Source organism: Bradyrhizobium sp. (genome assembly GCF_035484855.1).
Taxonomy (GTDB): Bacteria; Pseudomonadota; Alphaproteobacteria; order Rhizobiales; family Xanthobacteraceae; genus Bradyrhizobium.
The window spans coordinates 1-21,242 of the sequence record NZ_DATHOP010000227.1 but is presented as its reverse complement, the minus strand read 5'-3'; the positions used below and the strand labels follow the sequence as shown (position 1 = coordinate 21,242).

Annotated in this window: 21 protein-coding genes, 1 tRNA gene and 1 other RNA gene; 9 read left to right on the top strand and 14 right to left on the bottom strand. The window is 64.3% G+C overall.

Annotation, left to right across the window (positions count from 1 at the left end; translation table 11 throughout):
- Positions 1-45: 45 nt before the first annotated feature.
- The 3 genes from VK804_RS26210 to VK804_RS26200 all read left to right on the top strand — a co-directional run bounded on the left by VK804_RS26210 (position 46) and on the right by VK804_RS26200 (position 2,446).
- Positions 46-348 (top strand): DUF6460 domain-containing protein, encoded by a 303-nt coding sequence (locus VK804_RS26210; protein ID WP_325375640.1) that lies wholly within the window; start codon positions 46-48, stop codon positions 346-348.
- A 78-nt stretch (positions 349-426) separates the two neighbouring features.
- Positions 427-1,698 carry an MATE family efflux transporter gene (locus tag VK804_RS26205; protein ID WP_325375638.1) on the top strand — a complete coding sequence of 424 codons (1,272 nt, stop codon included), beginning with the start codon at positions 427-429 and terminating at the stop codon, positions 1,696-1,698.
- A gap of 13 nt (positions 1,699-1,711) precedes the next feature.
- Positions 1,712-2,446 carry an MBL fold metallo-hydrolase gene (locus VK804_RS26200; RefSeq protein WP_325375634.1) on the top strand — a complete coding sequence of 245 codons (735 nt, stop codon included), beginning with the start codon at positions 1,712-1,714 and terminating at the stop codon, positions 2,444-2,446.
- Between the two features lie 174 nt (positions 2,447-2,620).
- On the opposite strand, the gene VK804_RS26195 is transcribed toward VK804_RS26200, so the two are convergent.
- From VK804_RS26195 to VK804_RS26160, 8 genes are all read right to left on the bottom strand, one after another.
- Positions 2,621-3,715: a quinone-dependent dihydroorotate dehydrogenase gene (locus VK804_RS26195; RefSeq protein WP_325375632.1), complete on the bottom strand. Its 1,095-nt coding sequence runs from the start codon at positions 3,713-3,715 to the stop codon at positions 2,621-2,623.
- The gene (locus tag VK804_RS26190; RefSeq protein ID WP_325375630.1) at positions 3,712-4,056 is read right to left on the bottom strand and encodes a DUF952 domain-containing protein; all 345 of its coding nucleotides are present in this window, start codon (positions 4,054-4,056) and stop codon (positions 3,712-3,714) included. Before VK804_RS26190 ends, VK804_RS26195 begins: the two co-directional genes overlap by 4 nt.
- Positions 4,057-4,423: 367 nt before the next feature.
- Positions 4,424-5,203, bottom strand: coding sequence for a class II aldolase/adducin family protein (locus VK804_RS26185; RefSeq protein WP_325375628.1), 780 nt, complete (start codon positions 5,201-5,203; stop codon positions 4,424-4,426).
- Positions 5,204-5,369: 166 nt separating this feature from the next.
- Positions 5,370-6,992, bottom strand: coding sequence for a lysine--tRNA ligase (locus VK804_RS26180; protein WP_325375626.1), 1,623 nt, complete (start codon positions 6,990-6,992; stop codon positions 5,370-5,372).
- 136 nt (positions 6,993-7,128) lie between these two features.
- The gene (locus VK804_RS26175) at positions 7,129-8,079 is read right to left on the bottom strand and encodes a transporter substrate-binding domain-containing protein (RefSeq protein WP_414642848.1); all 951 of its coding nucleotides are present in this window, start codon (positions 8,077-8,079) and stop codon (positions 7,129-7,131) included.
- A 107-nt stretch (positions 8,080-8,186) separates the two neighbouring features.
- Positions 8,187-8,777, bottom strand: a complete 591-nt coding sequence (locus VK804_RS26170) for an SCO family protein (protein ID WP_325375624.1) — start codon at positions 8,775-8,777, stop codon at positions 8,187-8,189.
- A gap of 28 nt (positions 8,778-8,805) precedes the next feature.
- On the bottom strand, positions 8,806-8,991 hold the full coding sequence (locus VK804_RS26165; RefSeq protein WP_325375622.1) for a hypothetical protein: 186 nt from the start codon (positions 8,989-8,991) through the stop codon (positions 8,806-8,808).
- A 79-nt stretch (positions 8,992-9,070) separates the two neighbouring features.
- Positions 9,071-9,610 (bottom strand): hypothetical protein, encoded by a 540-nt coding sequence (locus VK804_RS26160; protein ID WP_325375620.1) that lies wholly within the window; start codon positions 9,608-9,610, stop codon positions 9,071-9,073.
- A gap of 288 nt (positions 9,611-9,898) precedes the next feature.
- Between VK804_RS26160 and VK804_RS26155 the strand changes: the two genes are divergently transcribed.
- Positions 9,899-11,557 (top strand): FAD-binding dehydrogenase, encoded by a 1,659-nt coding sequence (locus VK804_RS26155; RefSeq protein WP_325375618.1) that lies wholly within the window; start codon positions 9,899-9,901, stop codon positions 11,555-11,557.
- Positions 11,558-11,635: 78 nt separating this feature from the next.
- Positions 11,636-12,493 (top strand): alpha/beta hydrolase family esterase, encoded by an 858-nt coding sequence (locus VK804_RS26150; protein ID WP_325375615.1) that lies wholly within the window; start codon positions 11,636-11,638, stop codon positions 12,491-12,493.
- Positions 12,494-12,552: 59 nt separating this feature from the next.
- Here the strand turns inward: VK804_RS26150 and VK804_RS26145 are convergent, their stop codons facing one another.
- The 3 genes from VK804_RS26145 to VK804_RS26135 form a co-directional block, all read right to left on the bottom strand.
- Positions 12,553-13,122, bottom strand: coding sequence for a hypothetical protein (locus VK804_RS26145; RefSeq protein WP_325375613.1), 570 nt, complete (start codon positions 13,120-13,122; stop codon positions 12,553-12,555).
- Positions 13,123-13,249: 127 nt separating this feature from the next.
- Positions 13,250-13,610, bottom strand: a transfer-messenger RNA (tmRNA) gene (gene ssrA, locus VK804_RS26140).
- Positions 13,611-13,624: 14 nt separating this feature from the next.
- A complete protein-coding gene (locus tag VK804_RS26135; RefSeq protein ID WP_325375611.1) occupies positions 13,625-16,027 on the bottom strand; it encodes a bifunctional diguanylate cyclase/phosphodiesterase in 2,403 nt (800 codons plus the stop codon).
- A gap of 280 nt (positions 16,028-16,307) precedes the next feature.
- Here VK804_RS26135 and VK804_RS26130 point away from each other — a divergent pair, with 280 nt between their 5' ends.
- Together VK804_RS26130 and VK804_RS26125 are read left to right on the top strand one after the other, a co-directional pair.
- The gene (locus VK804_RS26130) at positions 16,308-16,658 is read left to right on the top strand and encodes a RidA family protein (RefSeq protein WP_325375609.1); all 351 of its coding nucleotides are present in this window, start codon (positions 16,308-16,310) and stop codon (positions 16,656-16,658) included.
- A 190-nt stretch (positions 16,659-16,848) separates the two neighbouring features.
- Complete coding sequence (locus tag VK804_RS26125) at positions 16,849-17,103, top strand: hypothetical protein (protein WP_325375607.1); 255 nt, start codon at positions 16,849-16,851, stop codon at positions 17,101-17,103.
- Between the two features lie 49 nt (positions 17,104-17,152).
- Here VK804_RS26125 and VK804_RS26120 read toward each other — a convergent pair.
- From VK804_RS26120 to VK804_RS26110, 3 genes are all read right to left on the bottom strand, one after another.
- Positions 17,153-17,226 (bottom strand) — tRNA-Gly (locus VK804_RS26120).
- Positions 17,227-17,437: 211 nt separating this feature from the next.
- Positions 17,438-18,265 carry an MFS transporter gene (locus VK804_RS26115; protein WP_325375605.1) on the bottom strand — a complete coding sequence of 276 codons (828 nt, stop codon included), beginning with the start codon at positions 18,263-18,265 and terminating at the stop codon, positions 17,438-17,440.
- Positions 18,262-18,726, bottom strand: a complete 465-nt coding sequence (locus VK804_RS26110) for a hypothetical protein (RefSeq protein WP_325375603.1) — start codon at positions 18,724-18,726, stop codon at positions 18,262-18,264. Before VK804_RS26110 ends, VK804_RS26115 begins: the two co-directional genes overlap by 4 nt.
- A 135-nt stretch (positions 18,727-18,861) precedes the next feature.
- On the opposite strand from VK804_RS26110, the gene VK804_RS26105 reads away from it, so the two are divergent.
- Positions 18,862-19,800, top strand: a complete 939-nt coding sequence (locus VK804_RS26105) for a LysR family transcriptional regulator (RefSeq protein WP_325375601.1) — start codon at positions 18,862-18,864, stop codon at positions 19,798-19,800.
- Between the two features lie 196 nt (positions 19,801-19,996).
- Positions 19,997-20,398 (top strand): DUF6232 family protein, encoded by a 402-nt coding sequence (locus tag VK804_RS26100; protein WP_325375599.1) that lies wholly within the window; start codon positions 19,997-19,999, stop codon positions 20,396-20,398.
- Positions 20,399-21,242: the final 844 nt, after the last annotated feature.

Here is a 21,242-nt window from a genome sequence, read left to right as displayed (position 1 = left end):
GTACCGACTACACTATGCGGGCGACTTCACCCGCGGGAGACCATGATGCCCAACGACACCCGAGAATTGCCGGCAGCCAGTGACGGCCTCACCCGCTTTCTCGGCGGTTCGCCGCTGATGGTCGTGTTTCGGCTGGTCCTGCTGTCGATCCTGGTCGGCGTGGTGCTGGCGGCCATCGGCTTCGACCCCTGGAATATCCTCAACAGCATCGAGCTGTTGTTCCGGCGGCTGTGGAATCTCGGCTTCGATGCCATCAACTGGCTGTGGCGCTACTTCCTGCTCGGCGCCGTCATCGTCATCCCGGTCTGGCTGTTGACGCGAATGTTCGGCACGCCGCGCGGCCGATAGACGCGGAGCGCCCATCGCTTGCTAGTTCCTTCATCGAAGGTCACGACCGCGCGGGTGTTCGCCATCGCAGGGCCGGCGATGATCGCGAACCTGACGACGCCCCTGATCGGCGTCGTCGCGACGATCGCGATCGGGCGGCTCGGCGATGCGACGCTGCTCGGCGGTGTCGCCGTCGCCTCGGTGATTTTCGACTGCCTGTTCTGGCTGTTCGCCTTCCTGCGCATGGGCGCGCTGACCTTCACCGCGCAGGCGCTCGGCGCCGGCGACGCGCAGGAGATGCGCGCGCAACTGTTGCGCGGCCTTGCCGTGGCAGCCCTGATCGGGGTCACGCTCATCGTCCTGCAGCTGCCGCTGGCCGCGATCCTGCTCGGCGCGATGGGTGGCAGCGAGGGTGTCACCCGCGCCGCAAAGACCTACTTCGCGATCCGAATCTGGTCCGCGCCGCTGGCGCTCGCCAATTACGTCGTGCTCGGCTGGCTGATCGGGCAGGCCTGCGCCAGGCTGGCGCTGGCCGTGCAGGTCGCGATCAACCTGATCAATGCCGCGGCGACCATCCTGCTGGTGCTGCTGCTCGACATGGGCATCGCCGGCGCCGCGATCGCCGCCGTTGCCGCGGAAGCGGTCGGGCTCGGGCTCGGCCTGCTGATCGCGCGGCGGCTTACTTACGGACAACCGCCGGTCCCCCGCGCGATGCTGCTGGAGCGCGCAAAACTGCTGCGCATGCTCGCCGTCAACCGCGACATCATGATCCGCACCGCGGCCTTGATCGCCTCGTTCCTGTTTTTCACCGCGCAAAGCGCGCGCGCCGGCGACACCACGCTGGCCGCCAACGCCGTGCTCAACAATTTCCTCATGGTCAGCGCCTTCTTCCTCGACGGCCTTGCCAACGCCGCCCAGCAACTCTGCGGCCGCGCCACCGGCGCGCGCGACCGCGCCGCCTTCTCCGGCGCGGTCCGGCTGGTGCTGTCCTGGGGATTCGGTTTTGCGCTGGCGGTCGCCGCGATTTTCGCGCTGTTCGGGCCTTCGCTGATCGACCTCATGACCGCGAGCCAGCCGGTCCGGCAGAGCGCGCGTGACTATCTCTGGTACGTGGTGGCCTCGCCGCTGTTTTCGGTGTTCGCCTTCGCCTTTGACGGGATCTACATCGGCGCGACCTGGGCGCGCGACATGCGCAACCTGATGGTGGTTTCGCTCGTGATCTTTCTCGCCGCCTGGCTGGTGCTGCGGCCGTTCGGCAATGCCGGACTATGGGGCGCGCTGCTGTTTCTCTACGCCGCGCGCGGCGGCCTCCAGGCACTACGCTATCCGGCGCTGCTGCGCGCCTCGTTCGCACCCACGCCATCCGGCTGAAAGGAGTAATCCGATGCAATTGCAATTTGTCGGCTGCGGCGATGCGTTCGGCTCCGGCGGCCGGGCCAACACCTGCTTTCACGTCACCGGCCGAACCGTCAACTTCCTGATCGATTGCGGCGCCTCATCGCTGCCGGCCCTGAAGCGGCAGGGCATCGTGTGCGACGATATCGACCTCGTCCTGATCACGCATTTCCATGGCGACCATTTTGCCGGGTTACCCTTCCTGCTGCTCGACGCGCAGTTTTCCCGCCGCACCCGGCCGCTGGTGATCGCGGGGCCTGAAGGCATCGAAACACGGCTGGCGCAGGTGATGGAAGCGCTGTTCGAGAATTCGTCGAAGACAAGGCAGCGTTTTGATCTATCGGTGGTAGCACTTCGACCTGAGGAAAAGCGAAGTTTTGGCGCGGTCGATGTCACGCCCTATCCGGTGGTGCATGGCGACTCCGGCGGCCCCTTCCTCGGCTATCGCATCGAGACCGAAGGCCGCATCATCGCCTACAGCGCCGACACCGAATGGACGGAGACGCTCGTTCCCCTGGGGCGCGACGCTGATGTGTTCATCGCGGAAGCCTACTATTACGACAGGATCGTCAAGAACCACCTCGCTCTCGCGACGCTGGAAGCGCATCTCGCCGAGATCAAGCCGAAGCGGCTGATCCTCACCCATATGAGCGACGAAATGCTGGGCCGGCTGGATACGCTCGGCTACACGGCGGCGAGCGATGGCATGATTGTGGAAGTGTGAAAAAGACCGGGCGTCGATCGTATTTTCTCCCTCTCCCCGCTCTTTCGCGGGGAGAGGGTCGGGGTGAGGGGCTCTCTCGGGCAGCGCGACTCGCGGAGAGAGCCCCTCACCCGCCCGACTTCGCTGCGCTTCGCCGGGCGACCTCTCCCCGCAAGCGGGGCGAGGTGACTAAAATCAAACCGGCCAGTCCTCGGCGGTGATCGCCGCCGCATCCGCACCGACGATTTCGGAGAGCTGATCGCGCCCGGTGCGCAGCAGCGTCGCGGCGAGGTCGGTCTTGATGGCGTCGACGAGGCCAAGGCCCTTGTAGATCAGCGACGAATAGAGCTGGATCAGGCTGGCGCCGGCGCGGATTTTGGTCAACGCCGCGCCGCCCGAGTCGATGCCTCCGACCCCGATCAACGGAAACGCGCCTTCGGCCCGTACATAGGTTTCGGCGACCATCCGGGTCGACAGCCGGAACAGCGGCCGGCCCGACAGGCCGCCCTGCTCCCTGACGCGGTTCTGCTCGCGCAGGGTCGCGGGCCGGCCGATGGTGGTATTGGCCACGATCATGCCGTCGACCCGGCGCGAACGCGCGACGTGAACGACCTCGTCGAGTTCGGCGAGACTCAGGTCCGGCGCGATCTTCAGCAGCACCGGCGAATCGCCGGCCTTTTCCCGCACCCGTTCGCGGGCGTCGATCACCTTGGCGAGGAGATCGTCGAGGATATGCGCCTGCTGCAGGTTGCGCAGGCCCGGCGTGTTCGGCGAGGAGACGTTGACCGTGAAATAGCTCGCCACCGGCGCAAAGGTCTCGATCAGTTTGACATAGTCGGCGACGCGATCGGGGGAATCCTTGTTGGCCCCGACATTGACGCCGACGATGCCGGCCAGATGCGCGCGCGCCGCGAGCCGCTTCAGCACCGCTTCCGCGCCATCATTATTGAAACCCATGCGGTTGATGACGGCCTCGTCGCGCTCGAGCCGAAACAGCCGCGGCCGCGGATTGCCGCTCTGCGGGAGCGGCGTCACGGTACCGATCTCGACGAAGCCGAAACCCAGCCGCAGCAGCGCGTCGGGGACATCCGCGCTCTTGTCGAAGCCCGCGGCCATGCCGATCGGGTTGGGAAAATTCAGGCCGAACGCGCGCACCGCCAGTTTGCTGTCGTCGGCCTTCGTCCGCACCGGCGGCAGCAATTTCAAACCCTGGATCGCCATGCGATGCGCGTCCTCGGGATCGAACCAGCGCAGCAGCGGCAGCGAGAACGCGTCGAAGGCGCGGATCACGGTTTTAGCTCCGGGATGTCGTGGCTGCCGTCGGACCGCGCCAGCATGCTGAGTACGGCTTCGACCGCGCCGAGGTCGAGTTCACCGTAGAGATGCGGAAACAGTTCGTCATTGCGCGAGGGTTCCCAGCGCAGCGCGTCCCCGAGCGCGTCGGCATCGACCTCGATCAGGAACAGTCCGGTCTGGCCGAAGAAATGCTTCCTCGCCGTCTCCGCCACCTGTGCCGCCGTGGAAAAATGAATAAAGCCGTCCCTGACATCGTCGGCACTGCCGCGGTAGACACCCTGCCGCTCGGCCTCGCGCCAGGCCGAAGCCGGGCAGATTTTGTAGATCTTGCGCACGTGCGAGGGGAGTCCTGCGTATCGTTGAGTCGCGTGGGATTTTCCCGGAGTTACCGGACCCTTGCGACCGTATCGGCCGGACCGGCGCACTTCAAGGGTCGCCGTCCATAACGGTCGTCATTGCCGGGCTTGACCCGGCAATCCATCCCCTTTGCAAGACTCTTTTGAAGATTGATGGATGCGCGGGTCAAGCCCGCGCATGACGAGTTGAGCAAACGCCGCGACTGCGACGCGTAGCCAAGATCGTAGGGTGGGCAAAGCGAAGCGTGCCCACCACTCAAGATAAAATCGGATGGAGGATGGTGGGCACGGCGCGAAGAGCGCCTTTGCCCACCCTACGGCTTGTTCGCAGGGACGACGCGAGATCCTACGTCGCGTAATCCGGCTCTTTCCGGTCCAGCATGCGCTTCAGCGCATCGAAATGCCGCTGCGCGGGGCCCGGATGGTACAGGCTGTCGCCGCCGATATCGCGCTTGGTTTTCTCGACCACGGACTCCGGCAGCTTCTTCAGCTTCTCGCCGGTCCACATCGCGTAGATCTGCACCTGCGCCGCGCGCTCGATGTAATAGAGCCGGTCGTAGGCGTCGGCGACGGTCTCGCCGACCGTCGAGATGCCGTGATTGGCCATGAACAGCACGCTCTTGTCGCCGATCACTTTGGCAAGCCGGGCGCCTTCCGCCGGATCGAGCGCCGGGCCGGTATAGAGATCGTCATAGGCGATCTCGTTCATCATGCCGACCTCGGTCTGGCCGATCTCCTTGATGCGCGGGTCTTCCAGACGGGTCAGCGCGCTGGCATAGGGCATGTGGGTGTGGAACACGGCCTTCGCCTGCGGCAACGCCTTGTGGATCGGCGCATGGATGCAGTAGCAGGAACGCTCGACGTCGCCGGAGCCGCGCCTGACCTTGCCGTCGTCGATGCCTACTTCCATGAAGGATGAGGCGGTCACTTCCGACCAGTGCATCCCGAACGGAATCTGGTAGTAGCGGTCGCTCTTGCCGGGCACCACCAGCGTCAGATGGTTGAAGATGCCCTCGCTGAAACCCTGGTTGAAGGCCAGCCGATGCGCAGCCGCGAGATCGAGGCGCGCCTGCCATTCCTCGGCGCTGCAATCATCGAGCGTCTTCGGTGAAACACGGAATTGCATGGGATGCTCCTTGTTGAGTGCGTTTCTTATGCCGGGGTTATAGCACGGTTCACTGGGCTCGTCATTGCCGGGCTTGACCCGGCAATCCATCAACTTGAGAAAATTCTTGCGAAGCGGATGGATGCGCGGGTCAAGCCCGCGCATGACGAGTGTGCTTGCGGGAAGACTACGCACTCCGTGCCAGCGCGCCGTCGATCATCGCGACCGAATTTGCCAAGCCGTAGACCGCGACGAACGAGCCGAAGCGCGGGCCTTTTTCCTGGCCGAGCAGCACCTGGTAGAGCATGTTGAACCAGTCGAGCGAAACGCCGGGGCGGCCGTCCTTGCCCTTCTTGACCGGGTCGAGGAACGGCTCGCGGCGGCCGATCTCGTAGACCACGTTCTGGATGTCCTCGGCAGTCGAGGTCGCCGGCAATTGCGACAGCGCGTCACGCAAATCCTGCAGCGCGGCGCGCTCGGTGTCATCAGGCTCGCGGAATTTTTTGGTCGGCGCGACGAAATCGCGATAGTAGTTGATAGCGTATCCAACCATCGCATCGAGCTTCGGATGGGTCTGCGGCGTCACGCCGGGACGATAGCGGCCGATGAAGCCCCAGAGCGTGGCGGCATTCTCGGCGTTCGACGACGACACCAGCGTCAGCAAAAGCTGGAAGGTGACGGGCATGTCGGCCGCCGGCGGATGGCCGGCATGGATGTGCCAGACCGGGTTCTGCAACTGCTGCCGGCCGTCCTGCCGCGGAAAGCCCTCGAGGAATTGCTGGTAATCGTCGACGTTGCGCGGAATCACGTCGAAGTGCAGCCGCTTGGCCGACTTCGGTTCGCGATACATGAACAGCGACAGCGATTCCGGCGAGGCGTAGCGCAGCCATTCGTCGATGGTGAGCCCGTTGCCCTTCGACTTGGATATCTTCTGGCCGTGCTCGTCGAGGAAGAGTTCGTAATTGAAACCTTCCGGCGGCAGGCTGCCAAGCGCCGCGCAGATCTTGCCCGACAGTTTCACCGAGTCGATCAGGTCCTTGCCGGCCATCTCATAGTCGACGCCAAGCGCTGCCCAGCGCATCGCCCAGTCCGGCTTCCATTGCAGCTTGCAATGCCCGCCGGTGACCGGCAGGGTGACGCGTTCTTTGGTTTCGGGATCGTCGTAGGAGATGGTGCCGGCCTTCGCGTCGTGCTCCGATATCGGCACGTACAGTACCTCGCCGGTGCGCGGGCTGATGGGCAGGAACGGCGAATAGCTCGCCGCGCGCTCCTCGCGCAACGACGGCAGCATGATCGCCATCACCTGGTCGATGCGCTCCAGCATCAAGCGCAGCGTCGCGTCGAATTTTCCCGACTTGTAATAGTCGGTCGAGCTCACAAATTCGTAGTCGAATCCGAAGGTGTCGAGAAAGGTGCGCAGCCGCGCGTTGTTGTGGGCGCCGAAACTGGGATGCGTCCCGAACGGATCGGGCACCGTGGTCAGCGGCTTGCCGAGATGGGCCGACAGCATCTCCTTGTTCGGCACGTTGTCGGGCACCTTGCGCAGCCCGTCCATGTCGTCGGAGAACGCGATCAGTCTCGTCTTGATCTTGTCCTCGGTGAGCACGCGGAACGCATGGCGCACCATGGTGGTGCGCGCGACCTCGCCGAAAGTGCCGATATGCGGCAGGCCGGACGGGCCATAGCCGGTCTCGAACAGCACCTCGTCCTTCGGCTTTTTCTTCAGCCGCGCGACAATCGCTTTCGCCTGCTCGAACGGCCAGGCGTTGGACTGCTCGGCGAGCGCGCGCAGGTCGTTCGGAGTCGACATCAAGAAAGGCCTTCTACGGAGCCAGGAAGCTGGCCGCTTGTAACATAGCCGTCATTGCGAGCGAAGCGAAGCAATCCATAGTGCAACAAGGAAGTATGGATTGCTTCGTCGCAAGGGCTCCTCGCAATGACGAACGCTAAAACGGGCTCACCGAAAAATAGCGCAGCCACAAATCGGTGTAGCGGCCTTTTTCCCAGACCCGGAACAGCGCCCAGTTCAGCGCCTGCCGCAGCAGGTCGTTGCCCTTGCGCACGGCAATGCCGATGCCCTCGCCGAAATAGCGGCTCTCGACGAACGGTCCGCCCGAAAAGGCGCAGCAGTCGCCCGAATCGGTGCCGTTGATCCAGAACGCCAGCGAGATCCCGTCGCCGAAGATGAAATCGACCTCGCCGCGCCGCAACGCCAGCCGTAGCGCGTCGTCGTTGGGATAGGAGTGCAGTTCGGCGTCGGTGAACATCGCCTTCAGATAGGCCTCGTGCGCGGTGCCGGCGATGACGCCGACCTTCTTGCCTTCGAGATATTCGGGACGAATTTCGGGCATCACCGCGTCGCGCCGCGACACGAAGCGGGCCGGCGCCCGGTAATACGGATCGGTGAAATCCACCCGCGCGCGCAGCTGCGGGGTCACCGCGAGCGAGGCGATGATGGCATCACCCCGGTTGCTCGTGATTGCATCCAGCAGCGTCTCGAAGCGGCGCATCTGGATGGTGCAGGTGACCTTGATCTCCTCGCAGAGCTGGCGGGCCAGATCGACGTTGAAGCCGGCCGGGTTGCCGTCGGGGCCGGTGAAGTTGAACGGCGGATAGTCGGTCTCGGTCAGGAACCGGATCACGGTCAGGCGCGACAGATCCGGCCGGTCCGGCCGCCGCCGCGGGTCCCAGAAGCCGGGTACGGCCTGGGGCGCGGCTTCGGTGCCGGGTTTGGCGATGGTTTGGGCGGACGCCGCACCCGGCAGCGCCACGGCCAGCAACGCCGATAGCGCCAGGATGGCGCGGAAAGTTCGGGACGGTCGGGCGTTTGAGGACAAGGCGATCCGGGACTGCATGGAGAACGGCTTATGGCTGATGTGGACGGCCTTATAGACCATCCGGCCGATAACGCGAATGTGGTTGGCGGAAATGAGAGCGGCCCTCTTCCCCCCTCCCCCCGCGAGCGCAGCGAGTGGTGGGGAGGGGACCCAGGATGCGGCGCGCCTCAGAGGTAATGTTTCAGCTCGGCCGCGGCCTCTTCCGGCTTGCGGTTCAGGTTGAACGGCGAGACGAATTTGCCGTCGCGGTCCATCAGGTAGATCAGCGCGGTGTGATCCATGGTGTAGTCGCCGTCCTTGAGCGGGACTTTCTTGGCGTAGACGCGATATTCGGAAATCACCTTCGCGACCTGCTCCGGATTGCCGGTCAGGCCCTCCAGATGCGGATCGAAACTCGACAGATAATCCTTCATCGCCGCGGCCGTATCGCGCTCCGGATCGACCGAGATGAAATAGGCGTTGACGCGGTCGGCGTCCTTGCCGAGCGCTTTCAGCACCTCGGAAATTTCGAACAGCGAGGTCGGGCAGACGTCGGGGCAATGGGTGAAGCCGAAGAAGATCAGGGTCGGGTGGCCTTCCATGTTCTTCTCGGTCACGGTCTGGCCGCCCTGATCGGTCAGCTGAAACGGCCCGCCGATGGCGGCAGGCGTTGCCACGCTCTTCAGGCCGCCGAACGTCCACAGCAGCAGCACCAGCCCGATCACCAGGCTGGCCGAGAAGGCTCCGACAATGACCAGCGGGCGGGTGGTCCGATCCATCATGAAATTCCCTGAAATCCCCCGGAGGTCAGAAGCAGGCGGCGATGCCGGCGGCAATGGTCTCGAAGAACACCGCCGTCCCGTAGTGGAACCAGAGCCCGAGCGCGCCGAGCAGCAGCGCACCGCCCAAGCCCGCGGCGATCACGGCAATGACCGGCACCGCCCTGTGCGGGCCGAGCGGCATCGGCCGCGGTGTGGAAACAGGCTGAGCCATGACGCCAGCGGCTATCCGATCGGCAGGCATCGGCGAAGCGGCGCCAAGCCGCTCGCCTGCCTGCTACGTTCAGATAGGGCTAGTCGGGCTGCCGGGCAAGCACGGCGGGGTTGGGGGCGATCACGTCACGCGGAGCCGAATTGCGCTCCCGGTGTGACGACGGCCGCGGCACGGCGGCCTGGGCATCGAGATAGCAGGGCTTGTACATGCTCATCAATTGCTTGCCGCGCAGGAAGATCATGTGCGGGGTCAGCCCGCCGCGTGCGGCGATCCAATGTTTCACCGCCGAGGGATACATCGAATACAGCATTTGCGTGGCTTCGGGATTGGTGATCGCTCGCCCATTGGCGCCAAAATCCCAAGCCGCGTGGAAACCGAGATTGGCATGCGAGGTCACGCAGATCCGGTCGTGGGGCACCGCGCCCAGAACGATGGTGCAGGCCGAGGCGCACAGGCCGTCGATGATGACCTCCTCGCCGGAGGTACGCAGGTCCTGATATTTGTCGACATAGGTGCCGATGCGGCCGCCGCGATCGTCGGCAATCCGGACCACCGCCTGGCTTGCGCCAACTCCTGCCAGCAGGAGAACTGCTGCGAGCAATCCCGTCGCGAATTTCATATCCCGGCCCCGTTCCGTCGAACCCGAATCTGCAGATTTCTTGTGATGCAAGATGGCAGTAGCGTGTTGCGGGATCGGATTTTTGTCCAGATACGAATTGCGCTGGACATCAAATTCAAATCGAGTGTTGCAGGTACGCTGCACCTTGCCGCGGAAAGGTCCCAAAGTGGAACAAGTTAACACTTAGTTCGGGCATTTCCGTGGGCACCCTTGCCGCAAAAGGCAGCGGCTGGCCGTTGACCGCCGACGACGCCGCGGGCTTCAATCGATTTCGGACCGGGGGGCGCAATGGCCGAAGATGCGGATGTAATTGTGGTCGGCGGGGGACTAGCCGGCCTCGTCGCGGCGACCGAGATCGCCGACGCCGGCAAGCGCGTCATCGTGATCGACCAGGAGGGCGAACAAAATCTCGGCGGCCAGGCATTCTGGTCGTTCGGCGGACTGTTCCTGGTCGACAGCCGCGAGCAGCGCCGGCTCGGCATCAAGGACAGCTTTGAGCTGGCGCTGCAGGACTGGATGGGCTCGGCGGGGTTCGACCGCGACGAGGATCTGTGGCCGAAACGCTGGGCCGAAGCCTATGTCGCGTTCGCGGCCGGTGAAAAGCGAGCATGGCTGCGCGCGATGGGCCATCGAATCTTTCCCGTCGTCGGCTGGGCCGAGCGCGGCGGCTATGACGCGATGAGCCACGGCAATTCGGTGCCGCGGTTTCATGTCACCTGGGGCACCGGCCCCGGCATCGTCGAGCCGTTCGAGCGGCGCGCCCGCGACGCGCAGGCGAGCGGCATGCTGACGTTCCGCTTTCGCCATCGCGTCGATGCGCTGACGAGCACGGGTGGCACGGTCGACGGCGTCACCGGTTCGATCCTCGAACCAGACGACGTCGCGCGCGGCAAAAGCAGCTCGCGCAAAGTGGTCGGCGAGTTCGCGCTGAAGGCGCAGGCCGTGATCGTCGCCTCCGGCGGCATCGGCGGCAATCACGATCTGGTGCGGCAGAACTGGCCGAAGCGGCTCGGCGAGCCGCCCAAGAACATGATCTCCGGCGTGCCCGAACATGTCGACGGCCGGATGATCGGCATCACGGAAGCGGCCGGCGCGCGGCTGATCAACCGCGACCGGATGTGGCATTATGTCGAGGGCATCCGCAACTGGTCGCCGATCTGGCCGCGCCACGGCATCCGCATCCTGCCGGGGCCGTCGTCGATGTGGTTCGACGCCTCCGGCCAACGCCTGCCCTCGCCGCTGTTTCCCGGCTCCGACACGCTCGGCCAGCTGCAATACATCATGTCGACCGGCTACGATTATTCCTGGTTCGTGCTGACCCAGAGCATCATCAAGAAGGAGTTTGCGCTGTCGGGTTCGGAGCAGAATCCGGACCTGACCGGAAAAAGCTGGCTGATGACGGCGAAACGCGCCACCAACAAGGGCGCGCCCGAACCGGTCGAGGCATTCAAGCGGCATGGCCTTGATTTCATCGTGCGCGACAATCTGGGCGATCTCGTCGCCGCGATGAACGCGCTCTCCGGCGACAATCTGCTGAAACCCGACCACATCACGGCGCAGATCGAGGCGCGCGACCGCGAGATCGCCAATCCTTACGTCAAGGATACCCAGGTGATGAACATCCACAACGCGCGGAGATATATCGGCGACCGCCTGATCCGCACCGCCAAGCCGCACCGCATTCTCGATCCCGCGCATGGGCCTTTGATTGCCGTAAAACTCAACATCCTGACCCGCAAGACGCTGGGCGGCTTCGAGACCGATCTGGACTCCCGCGTGTTCGGCCAGGACGGCGAGATCATGCCGGGACTCTACGCCGCCGGCGAAGCCGCCGGTTTTGGCGGCGGCGGCATGCACGGCTATCGCTCGCTGGAAGGCACCTTTCTCGGCGGCTGCCTGTTCTCGGGCCGCAACGCCGGGCGCGCCGCGGCGAGGGCGGTGGCGTGAAAGCCCGGGCCCGGTGATTCCCTAATGCGCGCATTCAGGCTTGCCGCTGTGCTGGCGATTTTATTTGGGAGGCCTGCCTTGGCCGACACCATCGACGTCAACGGCGTGACCCGCAGTTTCATCGTCCAGCTCGCCGAGGCAAAACCGGCGCCGCTGGTGATCGTACTCCATGGCAATACGCAAACCGGCGCCGACATGGCGAAGTGGACCTCGTGGCCCGCGGTGGCCAAGCGCGAAGGCTTCGGCGTGGTCTTTCCCGACGGCCTCAATCGGGCCTGGGCCGACCTGCGGCCCCTCACAAAACGCGCCGGCCGCGCCCCGCCCGCCGGCACCGACGATGTCGGTTTCATCGTTGCGCTGATTGAAAAATTCGTGACCAAGGGCGTGGCCGATCCGAAGCGCATCTACATCACCGGCCTCTCCAACGGCGGCGCCATGACCATGACCATGATCTGCGCCCGCGCCGAATTGTTCGCGGCCGCCGCCAGCGTCATCTTCAACCTCACGGACGACATGGCGCAAGCCTGCCATCCCGCCAAACAAGTGCCTATGCTGATGATCAACGGCACCGCCGATCCGCTGATCCCTTTTGAGGGCGGCCGCGGCAGCAGCCGGTTTGCGCGGCCGGGCTTCTGGTCGGCCATGAAGACGTTCGATTTCTGGCGGCACGTCAATGGCTGCGATGCGCAACAGACCGATGTGGCCGAACTCGAGCACCGCGATCCGTCGGACCCGACCTCGGTGACGCGGATTTCCGCGCGCCGCGCAAGCGGCCGCGACGTCTTGCTCTATCGCGTCAACAAGGGCGGCCACCGCATGCCCGGCGGTTTTCCCGACGCCCGCTTTCCGCGCATCGTCGGCCTGCTGCTCGGGCCGCAGAATCGCGACATCGACGGCGCGGAGGTGATCTGGGAATTTTTTCGGAAGTTTCCGTAAGCACCGAAACCCGCCTTTCCTCATGCCAGGCATGACGAACTTTGAGAGGGTCGTTTCTATCAGGAGCGCCTCACCCGCAGTGCCTGCACGAGCCTCACTGCGACGCCGGCCTGCCAGACCGGATAGAGCACCGAGAGCAGGTCGAGGTCGAGCGCGTTGTCGAGCGCCAGCAGCGCGCCGGCCAGCGTTCCCGTCAACAGCATCGGCACCCACCGCACGGCATCGCGCGGTCCGGCCGGCAGCAGCGCTATCCCGATCGCCATGATGGTGGCGCCGGTAAAGCCGCCGGCCAGGCCGGACAGGATATTTCTCACGACCTTGCTCGAGCCTGTGACCTGGCCATCGATCCAGATCGCCGCGTTCACCGCGCAGACGAAGGCAATCATGGTGACGAGCGCGGACGCCAGCGCCGCCCACCACGGATTGGCGCTGCAGCGCCGCAGCAGGATCAGAACGAGGCCGGCGAACGGGATCGCCACCAGCGCGATCCGGAAATCTCCCGGCGTGCCGTTGATCCAGTCGATCAATGGCACCAGCAGCGGGGTCAGGATGCCGGTGAAGGCGCCGGCGGCGGCGACCTTGAGCAAGCCGTCGCGGGATGTGTCTGGGGAGACGATCGCCTCGGTCAACGTTCAACTCCCGATTCAGTCGGAGCGAACCAAAATAGCACGGTGCGGAGGGGAACAGAAGTCAACGCGCTATCTGCGAACGGCAGGCCCAAAAACAAAGCCGCGCCAACCCGAAGGGTTGACGCGGCGATGAAGCTTCTGTTGCCAGGTGCTCCGGACCCCGAACAGGTTACGCCGCGAGGCGCACTTCGTTCAATGCAACGTTATCGTTTGCATTTAGGTTTTTGACCCGATAACGGCGGTATCATGCCGGGCACAATTCGGAACTTCTTCGCGACCATCGATCCTGTTTCGCCCCCGCCGTAGCAGCCCAGGGATTTTGCCTTGCGGCCAAATCGATCTCACCGGAATGAGACCTTTAAGCTCGAGCTGCTAGGGTGGAGGCGCCGGGTACTGCCCCCGGGTCTGCCCGCGGTCCGCTCCAAGGTTCAGCGCCATCGTCTTGCGACGGGATAACCCTACGCGCAATCAGCGGGGAAAGATAGGCTCGTTCTCGGGGGCTTCAGGCGCTCTGGGCCGGCCGCAAGGCAAGATCGTCGGCCTCGTCCGCTGCGACATCGCCATGGGTAAAGTGCCGGAAGGTATCGATATCAGCCGGACGCCCGAGCAGATATCCCTGCACCTCGGTGCAGTTTTCGTCCTGCAGGAATTGCAGTTCGGCGCCGGTCTCGACGCCTTCGGCGATCACCGGGAGGCCGAGCCCGCGGCCTAGCCCCAATACCGCCCGCACGATGGTCGCGGACTGGCCGTTGGAATTGACCGACTTGATGAAGGAGCCGTCGATCTTGATGCGGTCGAACGGAAACGCGCGCAGGTTGGAGAGCGACGAATAACCGGTGCCGAAATCGTCCATCGCAATGCCGATGCCGAGCGCCTTGATCTGCCTGAGCATGCCGAGCGCGCGATTGAAATCACGCACCAGCGCCGTCTCGGTGATCTCGATCTCCAGGCGACGGGGCGGCAGGCCGGTATCGATCAGGATCTGGTGCAATTCCGCGACGAAGCTTGCGTTGTAGAGTTGGGCTGCCGAGACGTTGACGGCGATCTTCAGCGGCTGCGTCCAGCTCGCGGCCTCGGCGCAGGCGGTTCGCAACACCCAGTCGCCGATCTGCAGGATGGTGCCGGTCTCCTCGGCAATCGGGATAAAGACGACCGGCGAGATTTCGCCGCGCGTCGGATGCTTCCAGCGCAGCAAGGCCTCGAAGCCGCTGATCGCCTCGCTTTGGGCCATCTTTTGCGGCTGATACACCAGCCGCATCTCGTCGCGCGCGATGGCGTGACGCAGATCGTGCTCGATCAGCCGGCGTTCGCGAACCTCGACGCCCATCCTGGCCTCGAAGAAACGATAGGTGTTGCGGCCTTCGTTCTTGGCACGGTAGAGCGCGGTGTCGGCATGGGTGAGAAGCGAGTGACGGTCGGCAGCGTCGTCGGGGCAAAGCGCGATGCCGATCGAGGTCGCAATCCGGGTCTCCGCCGCATCGTCCGATACGCGTAACGCTTCCAGGACGGCTTCGGCGAGGCGGCTGGCGGCGGCGGGGTTTGCCACCTGCGGCATCAGCACGGCGAACTCGTCGCCGCCGAGCCGCGCCATCATCTGCCGCTCGCCGAGCAGCGCGGTGACGCGCTCCGCAACCATCTGCAGCACCTTGTCGCCGGTCGCGTGCCCGAACAGGTCGTTGACCTCCTTGAAATTGTCGAGATCGAGGCACAGCACCGCAAGGCTGGCGCCCTTGGGCAATGCAGCGATCTCCTGGTCGATCCGCGCATTGAAATGGCTGCGGTTCGGGAGCTGCGTCAGTGCGTCGTGATGCGCCAGGAAATAGATATGCCGCTCGGCGTCCTTGCGCGCCTTCAGGTCGCGGACCGCGATCACCTGGTGCGGCCGTCCGGCAAACACGATCGGCCGCAGGATCAGTTCGACCGGGCTCATCGAGCCGTCGAGATGGCGCAGTTGGGTTTCGACCGGCCTGTCGGAACCGGACAACAGCTCGACGCGCGCCGTCTGGTCCGGAAACAGCCGCTCGAGCGGGCTGCCCGCGAGCTCGGTGGCCGACATCCCGACGAGGGCCGCAAAGCTGGTGTTGACGGAGACGACCGCCTCTCCATCGCAAACCAGCAGCCCCTCGACGGAGGCATTGGCGAGATCGCGCATCCGCTCGCCTTCGAGTTCCGAACGCCGCTGATCGCGGACATCGAGCACGACGCCTGCCGTCGCCATGGCGATGATGAGGAAGCTTGCAATCGCGACGCCTATGGAAAGCAGTCCGGGGGACAGGGCCGATTGCGAAATCTCGATCGAGGAATCGGGAATGATCGACACCGCGCCCATCGCGGTGAAGTGATGGCCGCAGATCGCCAGCGTCAGCAGCAGCGCGCCGCCGACCTTCCACTTTTCTTCCTTGCCATGCAGGCCGACCGGAAGCGCCACCGCGCAGATGCCGCTGCCGAGCACGATCGAGGAGAAGACGAGCAAGGGATCCCACGCGATGGTGCCGGCGATTTCGAAGGCCGCCATCCCGGTATAGTGCATCGCCGCGATGCCGAAGCCGACGATGGCGCCGCCCAGCCACGGCCCGTGGCGCCATTTCGGCGTCAGCGATACCGCAAGCCCCGCGCCGGTCAGCGAAATCGCGATCGCCAGCGACAGCATGGTTAAGAGAATATTGTAGCCGCTCGGGATTCCCGGCGTGAAGGCCAGCATGGTGACGAAGTGGGTGGCAAAGATTCCGGAACCGGTCGAGATCGCCGATACCGCCAGCCACACGCCCTGCATGTCGGCGGCGGCTTTCTGGGCATGGCGAAGCAGATTGATCGCCGCAAATGACGCCAGCAGGCAAATAAAGGCCGCCAGAGCGATCAACTTCAAATCGAGGCCATGGGCGATCAAATCGTAAACCTTCAGCATGCTGGGGACACCGCAACGGCGGGCTTGCCGCGATTGCCGGGAACCGTAGCGGCAACCCTGTAAGAACGGGTAAATGGGTTTGCTCGAAACAACACGCGCCGCTTCACGGGATCGTATGACAGGGCTCGACCGGTGATCCACGCGGCGGCCGCAAAGCCACGACATTAACGGGCCAGAAATAATCCGAAATTTCTGCGGAAACATTCTGCCTTGCGAAAACGCAGTGGCGCAAGCCGCGCCCGCGCGCTAAGCCATCGGCCACAGACATTTGGAGGATCGTATGAGCATCCAGCGTTTCGATACCGGCCCGCGCATGAGCCAGGTCGTGATCCACGGCGACACCGTCTATCTCGCCGGCGTCGTCGCCAAGACGACCGCCGGTGACAGCGTGACCAAACAGACCCAGGAGGTGCTTTCGATCATCGACGGCCATCTGGCGAAAGCGGGCAGCGACAAGTCGAAGCTGCTGACGGCGACGATCTATCTGCCGGACATGAAGACCTTTGCCGAAATGAACGCGGTTTGGGATGGCTGGGTATCGACCGGAAATACGCCGGCGCGCGCCACCGTCGAGGCGAAACTGGCCGCTCCGCAATATGGCGTCGAGATCATGGTGACCGCGGCAAGGTAAGGGCTGTGGGCGAGCTCACGGCTCGGTGAGGTGCGGCCGTACCGCGGCGAGCGACTTGCGGCCGTCGCGCGCGACATCAAGCGAACACCCGCGGTGCCGGTCCATCACGTTTGGCGGAGCCGGCGCGAAGCCGGCTGGCGAAACCGGTGACGAGGTGCCATCTCAGCGATACACCACCCAGGAGAGTCACATGAGATTCGCACTGATCGGCGCTGCCCTTGCCGCGGCCGCCTTCACAAGCCCCGCGCTGGCGCAAGCCGTCGTCGAAGATCCCGGCTATTGCGCACAATACTACCCGAACGCGAACTGCCAAAACTACGGCCCCGGCAATCCCGTCACCGATCCCAATTCCTACTATCGCAACGACTGGCGGAACGGCAACGCGGTCATGGTGCCGGCGCGGCCGCTTCATCACCATCGGGCATACCGCCATAGCGAAAGATAGGTCGCGGCCCCCTGGTGATCGTCGGGCACGAGCGCGCCAAGCGAAGGCTTGGAGCGGGCGAAGGGAATCGAACCCTCGTATGCAGCTTGGGAAGCTGCCGTTCTACCATTGAACTACGCCCGCGGAAGGTAGACCGTTCCTGATTTAGCCGAGACCGCGGCCTTCGCCAAGCGCCTTGGTGCTCCCCGCTCCCACGACCAATGACCATCCCGATGGAGCGGAGCAAGTAGCGCGGATCAGCAAAACGCTATCCGGGGCTTCCTTCATCTTGATCCCGCATCTCGCGGAGCCTGTCATCGGACGCGCGTTCGCGCGACCCGTTGGCTCATGCGGGCTACTTGCCGCGGCGGCGCAGCTGGCGCAGCGACAGCGCATGCAGCAGGATCGAGCCTGGCACCACGAAAGCAGGCGTCAGCACATTGGGATAAATGCCGGCGTTGAAGCCCGGCAAATCCGGAATGATCAGCTGGAACGGGCCCGGCGAGGTCAGCATCCCCAGGGTGATCGCGACGGCGAAGTCGGCCAGCCCAAAGATATTCCAGATCACGGCGGCCCTTCGGCCCTCGGCCGTGCCGGTCGCAACCGCGATCGCCGCCGGCAGGGCGAACAGGCCGGTCAGCACATCGCCGGTCCCCGCCGGCAACGCCAACACGCCGGGCGCAGCCCCATTCAGCCAGGCCGCGAGAAACCAGCTGCCGAATACGCGGTAAACCTGAAGGGCGACGAGCCAGCTCGCCGGCATCGCGTCGAGCAGCTGCCCCACACGCTTCGACAACAGCAGTAGCGGCACGCCCACGATTACCGGCAGGACAATCGCCAGCGGCAGCGAAGGAAAGCGTGAGGGGCCGGTGATGAAGACGCCATTGATCGCCGCGCTCCAGGCGAGCGCGAACCAAAGTGTGTCCGGGATCATGATCATGAGCCAGGTCGTGCGGCGCTGGCTCGGCGTCAGGTCGGTGCTCTCGAGGCCGAGCCACAAGCCGACCGCGATGAGCCCATGGACCATCAACTGGTGCGCCGAGGTCGGAACGCCGCTCGCGATGATCGACGGCTGCCAGGAGATCAACAGGGTCCACAGCCCCGTCAGCGCGATGAGCCAAAGCAGGCTGCGCCGGGCGGGACGCGGCGCGACGATAGCAGCGGCAACGGCATCGGTGGTCATCGGCGGTCCTCCATGTGAGTGTCGCCCTTGTTGCCGGCGCTCGGATTGGCCATGAGCAAGCCGAGCGGCAACAGCGGACCGACTGCGATGTACTCGTGGTCCATCAGATTTTGCCTGCCCAGCGGCAGGGCGTCCATGATCGCCTGCGCCGCGGCGACATCGCCGGCATCCAGCAGGAAGACGACGCCGCGTCCGTCACCGCGCGAATACCACTGGCGAATTTTTCCGTTGAGATAGAGCTGCACGGTCTGCCGGATTTCGGCCGGCATGACGGCCATGACCTGTTCACGGGTGATGCCCGGCTTCACGGTGAGGATGACCATCACGGCGGTGGTAGCGGGCGAGGCGGCTTGGGTTTGGGCAGCGGACGGATGGGACATGAAAGTGGCACCTGTCAGAGTGAGCGTGAGCGCCAGGACGGCGCGACGGATTGCCTTCATCGGTTTGGTTTCTCGGATCACGGCGGCTACCTCTGTTCTCGGGGCTAGCCACAATGTCGCGAAGGTTGCGGCTCGGCATCGGCGCTGCTCCCGACTTGCGACCCAGATGTACGACCGCTTCCCATGAGCGACTATCCGCGATAATGTCGTTGGGCCATGAAGCAGAACTTCACAGTCAGGCAGGGCGCGCTCGACGGCGTAGAGGCGTTCCTCGGCGTTGCCCAGCACCGCAGTTTCCGCAAGGCGGCCGCGGAGCTCGGGGTAACACCGTCGGCGATCAGCCAGGCGGTCCGCACTCTCGAGGCGAGGATAGGCGCGGCGCTCTTCATCCGCACCACGCGCAGTGTCGGCCTGACCGAAGCCGGCGAACGCTTCATTTCGCGCGCCAAGCCCGCATTCGAGGAGCTCATCGCGGCAAGCGAGATCGCGCGCGACCTTGGGCAGCGGCCTGCCGGGCTGTTGCGCCTCACGGTGCCGCGGGCGGTGGTGCCGATGCTGGAGCCATTGATCGCATCGTTCTGCCAGGCCTATCCCGAGGTCGAAATGGAGATCGCCGCAAGCGCGGAGCTGGTCGATATCGCGGCCGAAGGATTTGACGTCGGCATCCGGCCCGGCCAATTCATCGAGGCCGATATGATCGCGGTGCGTCTGACGCCGCCGGTCCCGCTGACGGTGGTCGGCAGCCCCGACTATCTCGGCCTGCGGCAGCGGCCGAAACTGATCGACGATCTGCGCCGGCATGCCTGCCTGCGCATGCGCCGCTCGAACGGATCGATCGCGCCCTGGTCCTTTGTCAGGGGCAACGAGGCCGTCGAAGTCATCGTTTCAGGCCCGTTGATCGCCAACGACATGCCCACCTTGCTTGGCGCGGCCGTCGAAGGACTGGGCCTTGCGCAGGTGCCCGGGCCGCTCGCTGCCGGCGCGGTGAAAGCAGGGAAACTCGTGCGCGTGCTGGAACCCTTCGCGCCCATGGCGCCGGGGATGTTTCTCTACTATCCCGGCAACCGGCAAATGATGCCGAAGCTGCGAGCCTTCATCGATCACGTGAAGCGCCGCCCGGGGCGCACCAGCAAAATCCGGGTGGCTACGGTCTGACAGGGATCGGCAGCAAGCGTAGCCCGTGTGAGCCAACGGATCGCGCCAACGCGCGCCCGATGACCGGCTCCGCGACATCTGGGGCTTCCTTCGTCTTGATCCCGCCTATCGCTGCGCTCCCGCGGGGCACGCTTGCTTTTCTTTTATAGAAAACCTCTAATTATTCTACTTTAGCGCGATCAGTGGGGGGATACGAATGACAGAGCAAATGATTATGAAGACGCCGGGGGTCGAGATTACGACCAAGATCGCGAAGTTCGGGTCCATTTCCTATCAGGTCGCCAACATCGGCAGCGTGTCCGTCTACACGGCCCGAAAGATAAATCCTATTGCAGCGCTCATGGTCCTTCTTGGGATTGCCGCTGGCGTGTACGGAAATAATCTTAGACTACAGGGCGCCGATGCATCATTCTTTTTTTGGGTAACGGCAGCGCTCGTTTTGGGTGGCCTTCTCCTACAAATGTTCTGGCCGAAGAAGGAGTTTACCTTCATTCTCAAGACATCAAGCAATGACGTGCACAAGATAGTATCGGAGAACGGCGAGCATTTGGACGCTCTCCAAGGCGCGATCGAGGCTGCATTTGTAGCCCAGACCTAAACCGTGTTCAGCACCGTAGCCCGGATGAGCAAGACGACATCCGGGGCTCCTTCGTCTTGATCTCGCCCATCGCGGAGCCTGCCATCGGGCGCGCGTTCGCGCGACCCGTTCGCTCATGCGGGCCACTTGCCGGTCGCCGCAGATCAGCCGCCGCCAAACTTGGATGGATCATCGTAGGCGGGAGGGTCGTCGTGGTCGGTTCGCCAACCACCCGGAACCGAGTCGTCGCGATAGACCCGCACACCGCCCGGAGCGGTGTAGCTTGGGATCACAGCCTGGCCGGGACGAACGATGACATCACGCGATCTGGCATGATGCCCTGTTGCGGCGGCATTGGCGGACGTACAGAGCGCGATCAAAAGGCATAATGCCAGGACAGAACGCATCGCATTCTCTCTGATCAATTGGTCCCTTGATACGTGGTGCGCGGGCCGCATCGTCGCAACCGGTAACGGCCTCTATCGCGTGATCGTGTGGCTGCCGAGACGATCCCGCACCTATGGAGGCGTGGACCGATTGCCCGACGGGCTAATTTGTCGCAGTCTCCCGGACCAGATTCTTCTTTTCAGAATATTCTGATTATCCTATATTGCATCCGTCCCGCCCCATCGAAAGGGGCGTTGCGCAACGTCAACAACGCGGGGCGGGATGCGGTGGACGCCGAGAGTGCTCTTGACGAAGGCATTTGAGGCGGACGGAAAATGCGTGTGGTCCTGGCACCCCGACGCTGGTGTCAAGTTCGCGTGAAGTGACGCGGATGACGGTGGCCAAAAGGCCCGGAGCACCGGGGAGAGCGCGCTATAATCCGTAAACCATTGCGTGGGGAATGCCGGGTGATTCCGGT

Excerpts from the sequence above, each read along its gene's own strand:
- VK804_RS26135 (WP_325375611.1), bottom strand. The coding sequence starts at position 16,027 with ATGCTGAAGGTTTACGATTTGATCGCCCATGGCCTCGATTTGAAGTTG.
- VK804_RS26155 (WP_325375618.1), top strand. The coding sequence starts at position 9,899 with ATGGCCGAAGATGCGGATGTAATTGTGGTCGGCGGGGGACTAGCCGGC.
- VK804_RS26205 (WP_325375638.1), top strand. The coding sequence starts at position 427 with ATGATCGCGAACCTGACGACGCCCCTGATCGGCGTCGTCGCGACGATC.
- VK804_RS26115 (WP_325375605.1), bottom strand. The coding sequence starts at position 18,265 with ATGACCACCGATGCCGTTGCCGCTGCTATCGTCGCGCCGCGTCCCGCC.
- VK804_RS26165 (WP_325375622.1), bottom strand. The coding sequence starts at position 8,991 with ATGGCTCAGCCTGTTTCCACACCGCGGCCGATGCCGCTCGGCCCGCAC.
- VK804_RS26200 (WP_325375634.1), top strand. The coding sequence starts at position 1,712 with ATGCAATTGCAATTTGTCGGCTGCGGCGATGCGTTCGGCTCCGGCGGC.
- VK804_RS26130 (WP_325375609.1), top strand. The coding sequence starts at position 16,308 with ATGAGCATCCAGCGTTTCGATACCGGCCCGCGCATGAGCCAGGTCGTG.
- VK804_RS26105 (WP_325375601.1), top strand. The coding sequence starts at position 18,862 with ATGAAGCAGAACTTCACAGTCAGGCAGGGCGCGCTCGACGGCGTAGAG.
- VK804_RS26100 (WP_325375599.1), top strand. The coding sequence starts at position 19,997 with ATGACAGAGCAAATGATTATGAAGACGCCGGGGGTCGAGATTACGACC.
- VK804_RS26125 (WP_325375607.1), top strand. The coding sequence starts at position 16,849 with ATGAGATTCGCACTGATCGGCGCTGCCCTTGCCGCGGCCGCCTTCACA.
- VK804_RS26160 (WP_325375620.1), bottom strand. The coding sequence starts at position 9,610 with ATGAAATTCGCGACGGGATTGCTCGCAGCAGTTCTCCTGCTGGCAGGA.
- VK804_RS26170 (WP_325375624.1), bottom strand. The coding sequence starts at position 8,777 with ATGGATCGGACCACCCGCCCGCTGGTCATTGTCGGAGCCTTCTCGGCC.
- VK804_RS26185 (WP_325375628.1), bottom strand. The coding sequence starts at position 5,203 with ATGCAATTCCGTGTTTCACCGAAGACGCTCGATGATTGCAGCGCCGAG.
- VK804_RS26175 (WP_414642848.1), bottom strand. The coding sequence starts at position 8,079 with ATGGTCTATAAGGCCGTCCACATCAGCCATAAGCCGTTCTCCATGCAG.
- VK804_RS26210 (WP_325375640.1), top strand. The coding sequence starts at position 46 with ATGCCCAACGACACCCGAGAATTGCCGGCAGCCAGTGACGGCCTCACC.
- VK804_RS26180 (WP_325375626.1), bottom strand. The coding sequence starts at position 6,992 with ATGTCGACTCCGAACGACCTGCGCGCGCTCGCCGAGCAGTCCAACGCC.